The sequence below is a fragment of the Tabrizicola sp. genome (assembly GCF_036781545.1).
GTDB lineage: Bacteria > Pseudomonadota > Alphaproteobacteria > Rhodobacterales > Rhodobacteraceae > Tabrizicola.
Genome location: NZ_DAIQAT010000158.1, coordinates 1 through 7,907 on the forward strand (window position 1 = coordinate 1; position 7,907 = coordinate 7,907).

At 68.6% G+C, this 7,907-nt stretch carries 7 protein-coding genes and 1 pseudogene; 3 read left to right on the plus strand and 5 right to left on the minus strand.

From position 1 onward, the window contains the following. The 3 genes from V7Q39_RS17295 to putA form a co-directional block, all read right to left on the minus strand. Nucleotides 1-298: DUF1194 domain-containing protein (locus V7Q39_RS17295; protein WP_333817863.1), on the minus strand; the 298-nt coding region annotated here is incomplete at its 3' end. Nucleotides 299-350: 52 nt separating this feature from the next. Continuing rightward, a complete protein-coding gene (locus V7Q39_RS17300) occupies nt 351-1,094 on the minus strand; it encodes a rhomboid family intramembrane serine protease (RefSeq protein WP_333817864.1) in 744 nt (247 codons plus the stop codon). Nucleotides 1,095-1,126: 32 nt separating this feature from the next. Then, nucleotides 1,127-4,576, minus strand: coding sequence for a bifunctional proline dehydrogenase/L-glutamate gamma-semialdehyde dehydrogenase PutA (gene putA, locus V7Q39_RS17305; protein WP_333817865.1), 3,450 nt, complete (start codon nt 4,574-4,576; stop codon nt 1,127-1,129). Between the two features lie 106 nt (nt 4,577-4,682). Here putA and V7Q39_RS17310 point away from each other — a divergent pair, with 106 nt between their 5' ends. After that, complete coding sequence (locus tag V7Q39_RS17310; RefSeq protein ID WP_333817866.1) at nt 4,683-5,144, plus strand: Lrp/AsnC ligand binding domain-containing protein; 462 nt, start codon at nt 4,683-4,685, stop codon at nt 5,142-5,144. Between the two features lie 51 nt (nt 5,145-5,195). On the opposite strand, the gene V7Q39_RS17315 is transcribed toward V7Q39_RS17310, so the two are convergent. After that, nucleotides 5,196-5,321 carry a hypothetical protein gene (locus tag V7Q39_RS17315; RefSeq protein ID WP_333817867.1) on the minus strand — a complete coding sequence of 42 codons (126 nt, stop codon included), beginning with the start codon at nt 5,319-5,321 and terminating at the stop codon, nt 5,196-5,198. A 165-nt stretch (nt 5,322-5,486) separates the two neighbouring features. On the opposite strand from V7Q39_RS17315, the gene V7Q39_RS17320 reads away from it, so the two are divergent. Next, a complete protein-coding gene (locus V7Q39_RS17320; RefSeq protein ID WP_333817868.1) occupies nt 5,487-6,605 on the plus strand; it encodes an aromatic ring-hydroxylating oxygenase subunit alpha in 1,119 nt (372 codons plus the stop codon). A 94-nt stretch (nt 6,606-6,699) separates the two neighbouring features. Here V7Q39_RS17320 and V7Q39_RS17325 read toward each other — a convergent pair whose 3' ends face one another. After that, nucleotides 6,700-7,623, minus strand: a complete 924-nt coding sequence (locus tag V7Q39_RS17325; protein ID WP_333817869.1) for a DMT family transporter — start codon at nt 7,621-7,623, stop codon at nt 6,700-6,702. A 94-nt stretch (nt 7,624-7,717) separates the two neighbouring features. On the opposite strand from V7Q39_RS17325, the pseudogene V7Q39_RS17330 reads away from it, so the two are divergent. Beyond that, nucleotides 7,718-7,907, plus strand: a pseudogene (locus V7Q39_RS17330) (adenine deaminase); the annotation flags it as partial.

Sequence of the window (7,907 nt, forward strand, 5' to 3'; positions counted from 1 at the left end):
CCGCCCAGATCGCGGCGTCCAGCGCCTCGGGGCTGTCGAGGATCACCCAGGGCTGCACCAGATCCTGGTAGCCGCGGCCCGACCAGTAGTAGATCGCCAGCGCCACATGCCCCTCGGGCCCGAAGATCGCGGCGCGGACCTCGCGGTCCTGCAGGGCCCCGGCAAGGCCATCGGTCTGGATCACATAATCCTGCGCGTCGATGGAGCGCGAGACATCGACCGCCAGCGCTAGGGCCAGGCGGCAGTCGGCCCAGGCGGGCTGGCCGAGACAAAGCGCAAGCAGGACCAGGCGGAGCATGGCATCCTCCCCGCCCGCGATCCTACGCCCGGCCGGGCGATCCGCAAAGCGCTCAGCGGCGGCGGCGGACCAGGGGGATGTTCGACCGCGCGGCCTCGAACTGCGTTCCGGGATGCGGCGGGTGGCCCCGGGTCGCCTGCCAGTAGCCGCCTGCGCCCCGCCGCAGCCAGACGGGAACGGTCAGCGCCATTCCGGTGAGGAAGCCGCCGACATGCGCCCAGTAGGCGACCCCGCCAAGATCGCTGGGGGTCGAGACGCCCGAGAAGATCTGGATCCCCAGCCAGATGCCCAGCACGATCCAGGCCGGGATGGCGAAGATGCGGAAGAAGATGATGAAGATGAAGAGCACATCCACCTTGGCGCGGGGGAAGAGCAGCAGGTACCCCCCCATCACCCCGCCGATCGCGCCCGAAGCCCCCACCATCGGCAGGAACGAGCCCGGATCGGGCAGCGCCTGCGCCAGACCGGCAGCGACCCCGCAGGCGAGGTAGAAGAGAAGGAAGCCGAAGTGGCCCATCTCCTCTTCCAGGTTGTCGCCGAAGATCCAGAGGAACAGCATGTTGCCCGCCAGATGCATCCAGCCCGCGTGCAGGAACATCGAGGTGGCGATGGTCACCCACCCATCGCCCGACATGACCCGGGCGGGGACCAGGCCCCATGTCATGAACAGCCGCTGGATGTCCCATTCGGAGAGCTGTGTGAAATACCAAAGGAAGACCAGCACGTTGATAGCGATCAGCGCGAAGGTGACGTAGGGCGTCTGGCCCGAGGGATTATGGTCGCGGATCGGAAACATCGGCCGCAGCCTTTCCGATCCGCGATGGGGCGTCAAGCACCGGCCGCTGCGGCCAGCAGTTGCGCATTGCCGCCCGAGGCGGTGGTGTCGATGCAGAGGTGCCGCTCCAGATGCGTATGGCCCGCATCCGGCGCGGCGACCAGCGGCAGGATCGGGCCTTGCCGCTTCGCCAGCGCCTGCGCATAGGGGCGGCCCGCTTCCGCCGCGCCCCACCAGAGCGCGCCAGAGAAGCCCTGAAGCGTCACCAGCGCGTCGGGGGCCAGACCGGGTGCCTCGACCGCATGGCCGCCAAGCTTGCGGACGGCTTCGGCCTGGGCCAGCGCCGTCGCCCGGCCGGGGCCGAGGCAGAGGAGCGGCGCGCGGGGGATCAGCGTCAGCCGGTTCGATTCGCCGGTCGGGCCGGGCATGTTCTCGGCCATCGGGGCAATGGCGGCCCTAGGGGCGGTCAGCGCCTTGCCGGCCTCGGCGGCGCTGGTCACGGCATCGTCGGGCGTGGCCGCCGGGGCCGGGGCGCGGGTGAAGCGCGTCAGGTAATGCGGCCCGCCCGCCTTGGGGCCGGTGCCGGACAGGCCCTCGCCGCCGAAGGGCTGGCTGCCGACGACCGCGCCGATCTGGTTGCGGTTGACATAGGTGTTGCCGACCCTCAGCCCCTCGACGATGCTTTGCACCCGGTCATCGATACGGGAATGCAGGCCGAAGGTCAGGCCGTAGCCGGTGGCGTTGATCGTGGCGATCACCGCGTCGATCTCCTGCGCCTTGAAGGTGGCCACATGCAGGACCGGGCCGAAGATCTCGCGCGGCATGTCCTGAATGCCTGTGACCGACAGGACGGCGGGGGCGATGAAGGTCCCCTGCCCCGGCGCTTTCAACTCTTTCAGCACGCGGCCCTCGGCCCGGGCGGCATCGACATAGGCGCGGATGCCCGCCTGCGGCTCGGCGTCGATCACCGGGCCGATGTCGGTGGAAAGATGCCAGGGATCGCCGAGCGCGAGGTCTTCCATCGCGCCGAACAGCATTTCGGTGACGGTATGGGCCACGTCCTCCTGCACATAGAGGCAGCGCAGCGCGCTGCACCGTTGGCCCGCCGACTGGAAGCTGGAGGCAATGATGTCGCGCACGGCCTGTTCCGGCAGGGCGGTGGAATCGACCAGCATGGCGTTCAGCCCCCCGGTTTCGGCGATCAGCGGGGCAGTCGGGTCCAGATGGTCGGCCATGGCGCGCCGGATCGCCTGCGCGGTCCCGGTCGAGCCGGTGAAGGCCACGCCATTCACCCGCGGATCGCGGGTCAGCGCCGCGCCGATGGCGCCGTCGCCGGGCAAAAGTTGCAGCGCGGTCGGGGGGACCCCGGCGGCGAGCAGATGATCGACGGCGAGGGTGGCGATCAGCGGGGTCTGTTCGGCGGGTTTCGCCAGCACGGCATTCCCGGTGGCAAGGGCCGCGCCGATCTGGCCACAGAAGATCGCCAGCGGAAAGTTCCAGGGGCTGATGCAGGCGAAGACGCCCCGCGCGGGATGGGGTTGATCGGCGTGCCCGGCATAGTAGCGCAGGAAATCCACCGCCTCGCGCAGTTCGGCCACGGCGTCGGCGAGGGTCTTGCCCGCCTCACGCGCCAGCAGCGCGAAGATGCGCCCTGCATCGGCCTCCATCCGGTCGGCGGCGCGGTTGAGAACCAGGCCGCGTTCCTGCGGGGCAGCGGACCAGGGCTCGGCCAGCCGCAGCGCGGTGTCCACGTCCGGCAGGCCCGCGGTGGTGACACGACCAACCAGAGCGCCGGTCGCAGGGTTCAGGACAGGAAGCTGCGGGCCGCCGACGACCCGGCCCGCCAGCCGCGGGGCGGCGTCGATCTGTGCTTCCATGAACGGCGCGCGGGAGGTGTCGATGGCCGTGAGGTCGGCGGCATCGGTGAGGTCCCAGCCTTTCGAGTTTCGCCGGGGGGCAAACAGGGCGGGGCCGGTCGCGAGCGCCGGGCTCGGGATTGTCGCCATCCCCTCCACCGCCGTCAGCGGGCAGGCGGCGACCACTTCCGGGGCTACATCCTCGTCGACGATCTGGTTGACGAAGCTGGAGTTCGCCCCGTTCTCCAGAAGCCGCCGCACGAGATAGGCCAGCAGGTCGCGATGCGCGCCGACCGGGGCGTAGATGCGGCAGCGGGTGGCCTTGTCGGTCAGCACGATGTCATGCAGCCGCTCGCCCATGCCGTGCAGGCGCTGGAATTCATAGTCCATCGACGTGAGGCCCTGCGCCCCGGCCATGTGCAGGATCGCGGCGACTGTATGGGCGTTGTGGGTGGCGAACTGCGGATAGATGCGGTCGGTCAGCGCCAGAAGCTTCCGCGCATTGGCGATGTAGCTGACATCGGTCGATTGCTTGCGGGTGAAGACCGGGAAGCTGGCGAGGCCCAGGACCTGCGCCCGCTTCACCTCGGCATCCCAATAGGCGCCCTTGACCAGCCGCACCATGATCCGCCGGTCCAGCCTTGTGGCCAGCGCATGCAGCCAGTCGATCACCGCCCCGGCCCGGCGGCCATAGGCCTGCACCACCACACCGAACCCGTCCCAGCCCTTCAGCGCGGGGTCCGACAGCGTGGCCTCGATCACCTCCAGCGACAGCGCCAGCCGATCCGCTTCCTCGGCGTCGATATTGAAGCCAAGGCCCGCCGCCTTGGCCAGGGTCGCCAGCGCCCGGACGCGGGGGACCAGCTCCTCCATCACCCGTTCGCGCTTGGCGACCTCATAGCGCGGATGCAGCGCCGAGAGCTTCACCGAGATGCCGGGATTGCTGCGGATGTCGTTGCCCTTGGCCGCGCGCGCAATGGCGGTGATCGCCCGGGAGTACGCCAGATGATAGCGCCGGGCGTCGGCCTCGGTCCGCGCCGCCTCGCCCAGCATGTCGTAGCTGTAGGTGTAGCCGCGCGCTTCCAGCTCCTCGGCCCGGTCCATCGCCTTGTCGATGGTCTCGCCCAGCACGAAGTTGCGCCCCATCTCCTTCATCGCGCGGCTGACGGCCGTGCGGATCACCGGCTCGCCCAGCCGCTTGACCGCCCCGCGCAGGGCGCCCGCAATGCCCCCTTCGCGGTCGTCCAGCACCTTGCCGGTCAGCATCAGCGCCCAGGTCGAGGCATTCACCAGCGACGAGGCCGACTTGCCCAGATGCCGCCCCCAGTCCGACGGCGCGATCTTGTCCTCGATCAGCGCGTCCATCGTCTCGGCATCCGGCACGCGCAGCAGCGCCTCGGCCAGGCACATCAGTGCGATGCCCTCGTCGGTCGACAGGCCGTATTCCGCGAGGAAGACCTCCATCAGCCCCGGCTTCGCACTGGCGCGGATGCGGCGCACCAGATCGGCCCCCTCCGCCACGATGGCCGCCCGCGCGGGCGCATCCAGCGCCGCCCCGGCAACCAGACGCTGGACCAGCGCGGTCTCGTCGGTCAGGCTTGCGGTCTGGATGATCGACCAGGCGGACGGGGCAACATCGGCGGTCATTCGGGGCACCTCTTCGTTTCGCCCATCCTATACCCAAATCGGCAGGCTGTTTTCCCGAAACTTCGGTGCTATGCAGGCGAAAGCCGACAGATTTTGGGGAACCGCAATGCCAATCGACCGTGCCGATCTGGACCGCTTCGACCTTTCCATCCTGCGCGTGTTGCAGACCGAGGGCCGGATTGCCGCCGTCGAGCTTGCCCGCCGCATCGGCCTGTCGAAATCGCCGACCCAGGCGCGGATGAAACGCCTGGAGGAGGCGGGGATCATCACCGGCTATCGCGCGATCCTGGACCCGATCAAGATGGGCCAGGCACATGTCGCCTTCGTTGAAGTGCGCCTGTCCGACACGCGCGAGGCCGCGCTGACCGCCTTCAACCGCGCCGTGCTGACCGTGCCCGAGGTGGAGCAGTGCCACATGATGGCCTCCAGCTTCGACTATCTGATGAAGGTACGGACCTCCGACATCCAGTCCTACCGCCGGGTGCTGGGCGAGGTGATCAGCGCGCTGCCGCATGTCGCCTCGACCTCGACCTATGTGGCGATGGAAGCGGTCAAGGAGGTATTCTGACCGGCCAAAGACCCGGCGGCTTGCCGGTGCCGGTCAGCGCGTCGGCGGACCCTAGTCTTTCGTCTTGCCGGGCGAGATCGTGACCTTCGCATTGGTTGACGCCACCGCGACGGCAGGCTTGGCCGCCTCTTTCTTCGGCTTCTTCACTTCCTTGCGCTTGTTCATACCCTTGGCCATGGCCGGACGTCCCTTTTGCTGGCGGCCCGAAGGCGGGCCCCGGTCCGCATGTTAGCCCCAAGCGCCCCTTATTGCACGGGCATTCGCGACCTTCCCTGAGGGCTTGCCAGAGCGGCCGTCCACCGGCAGTCTCGGGCCACAGCAAACCCAGCAGGAGAGCCCGGTATGAGCCTTGACCGCGCCGAGATCACCGCCGCCACCCAGCCGCTGAACCGCGCGCGGTCGATGCCCGCCGGGTTCTACACCGACCCGGCGATCTTCCGGGCGGAACGCGAGCAGGTGTTCCTGAAGCAGTGGTTCTTCCTGACCCGCGCCGAAGAGCTGCCCGAACCCGGCGATTACCGCGCCTTCGACAGCCCCGGCGGGCCGATCGTGCTGATCCGCGGCAATGACGGGCGCTTGCGCTGCTTTGCCAACTACTGCCGCCACCGCGGCTCGATCCTGCTGGAGGGCAAGGGCAATGTGGGCGGCAAGATCACCTGCCCCTACCACGCCTGGAGCTACCTGAACGACGGTCGCCTCTACGGCTGCCCCGACATGAAGGACGCCGAAGGCTTCGACAAGGTGGAGAACGGGCTGGTCGCACTGGACCTCGACCAATGGGAAGGCTTCGTCTTCGCCCGCTTCACCAGGGACGGGCCAAGCCTGCGGGACCACCTGGGCGATTTCCCCGACCGGATGGCCAGCCACAAGCTTGGCGCCATGCGCTGCACCTGGTCGATGGCGCTGGACGTGGCCTGCAACTGGAAGCTCATCCTCGAAAACGCGGTCGAGACCTATCACACCGGCATCGTCCACCGCGACACCGTGGGGGCGCAGCAGTCCCGCACACCCCCGACCATAGGGAACTGGATCGCCATTCAGGTCATTTCGGGCCGGTCCATCGCCACGCTCGGCACCGACCAGCCGCCCTTCCCGCCGATCGAGAACCTGGACGAGGAGGCGAAGCTCGGCACCTGGTTCACCGTGGTCCTGCCGACCGTGCAATTCGCCGTGGCGCAGGATTGCCTGTGGTGGCTGAACACGCGTCCGGTCAGCGAGAACCGCACGGTGCTGGAGGTCGGCGGCTGCTTCCCCGAGGATCGGCTGACGCTGCCCGACTTCGCCGCCCGCGCCGAACCCTATTACGACCGCTGGGAACGGGTCGCGCGCGAGGATGTGGGCATCCTGGAGAAGCAGCAGCGCGCCTTGGCGTCGGCGCTTTACCGGCCCGGCCCGCTGTCCTGGCGCGACGACATGGTGCAGGCGATGGGCGTCTGGGTGCTTGACCGGCTGGGGCTGTGACCGGGGCAGCTCGTCGTGCGCCTTCGGCTTCTCCTCGCAGGCGGTGCGCGCGCCAAGCGAGGAGCGCCCGAAGGGCGCGAAGAGCAGCGGTCCGTCACCCCTGCGGCGTCATCGCCTTGCGCTGCCGGGCGCGTTCCAGCCCCAGCTGGCGCTCGCGCCAGATGATCAGGATGCCCGCCGTCACGATCAGCGCCGCCCCGGCCAGCATCGGCCAGGTCGGCACTTCGGCAAAGACGAAATATCCGATCCCCAGCGCGAAGATCATCGAGGCATAGTCGAACGGCGCGACCAGCGAGGCGTCCGCCTCGCGGTAGCTGGAGGTGAGCAGGATCTGCCCCAGGCCCCCCAGAAGCCCCGCGCCGATCAGGATCGCCGTCTCGCCCGGCGTGGGCCAGACCCAGCCGAAGGGGATCGTCACCAGCGACAGCGCCGTCGCGGTGAGCGAGAAGTAGAAGACGATGGCGGCGGTCTCCTCGGTGTTGACCAGCCGGCGCACGAAGACCTGCGCCAGCGCGGCAAAGACCGCGCCACCCAGCACGACCATCGCGCCGAACGCCTCCAGATAGCCCGCGGCATCGTTCGAGATCACCGTCAGGCGCGGGTAGACGACGATCAGCACGCCCACCAGCCCCATCACCACCGCGCTGATCCGGAAGAGCCGCACCTCCTCGCCCAGGAACATCGCCGCGAAAACCACCGTCAGGATCGGCGCGGCATAGCCGATGGCGGTGACTTCCGGCAGCGGCAGGTAACCCAGTCCCGCAAAGCCCAGCCCCATCGCCAGCGTGCCCATCAGCCCGCGCCAGAAATGGCCGAAGGGATTCGCCGTCTTCAACCCGCGCGGCAGTTCGCGCCGGAGGGCGAGCCAGACGAAGATCACCGGGATCGCGAAAAAGGACCGGAAGAACACCGACTGCCCCGCCGGGACATGGTCGGCGGTCGACTTGATCATCGAGGACATGACGATGAAGACCATCACCGAGGCCAGTTTGAACGCGATCCCGCGCAAGGGGCGCATGGGCCATTCCTCCGATTTCCGGATGGCTGTTTCAGGCGGAAGGCTATGGACGCCACGCCCGGCTTGAGTTTCCCTGTTCGGAAAGGAGAAGACCATGCCGAAAGCGCCGCTCGCCCACAGAATCGACCAGGGCCGTGGTTTGGTGGCTGCGGATCTTGTGCTGAAGGGGGGTCGGGTTTTCGACCTGATCACCGGGGAGCTGGTCAAGACCGATGTGGCGGTCTGCGGTGACACCATCGTGGGGGTGTTCGGCAGCTATTCCGGGCGGCGGGAGATCGACGTTT

Bases quoted from the DNA above. Each gene is read 5' to 3' on its own strand.
- V7Q39_RS17300 (WP_333817864.1), bottom strand. From the start codon at position 1,094: ATGTTTCCGATCCGCGACCATAATCCCTCGGGCCAGACGCCCTACGTC.
- putA (WP_333817865.1), bottom strand. From the start codon at position 4,576: ATGACCGCCGATGTTGCCCCGTCCGCCTGGTCGATCATCCAGACCGCA.
- V7Q39_RS17310 (WP_333817866.1), top strand. From the start codon at position 4,683: ATGCCAATCGACCGTGCCGATCTGGACCGCTTCGACCTTTCCATCCTG.
- V7Q39_RS17315 (WP_333817867.1), bottom strand. From the start codon at position 5,321: ATGGCCAAGGGTATGAACAAGCGCAAGGAAGTGAAGAAGCCGAAGAAA.
- V7Q39_RS17320 (WP_333817868.1), top strand. From the start codon at position 5,487: ATGAGCCTTGACCGCGCCGAGATCACCGCCGCCACCCAGCCGCTGAAC.
- V7Q39_RS17325 (WP_333817869.1), bottom strand. From the start codon at position 7,623: ATGCGCCCCTTGCGCGGGATCGCGTTCAAACTGGCCTCGGTGATGGTC.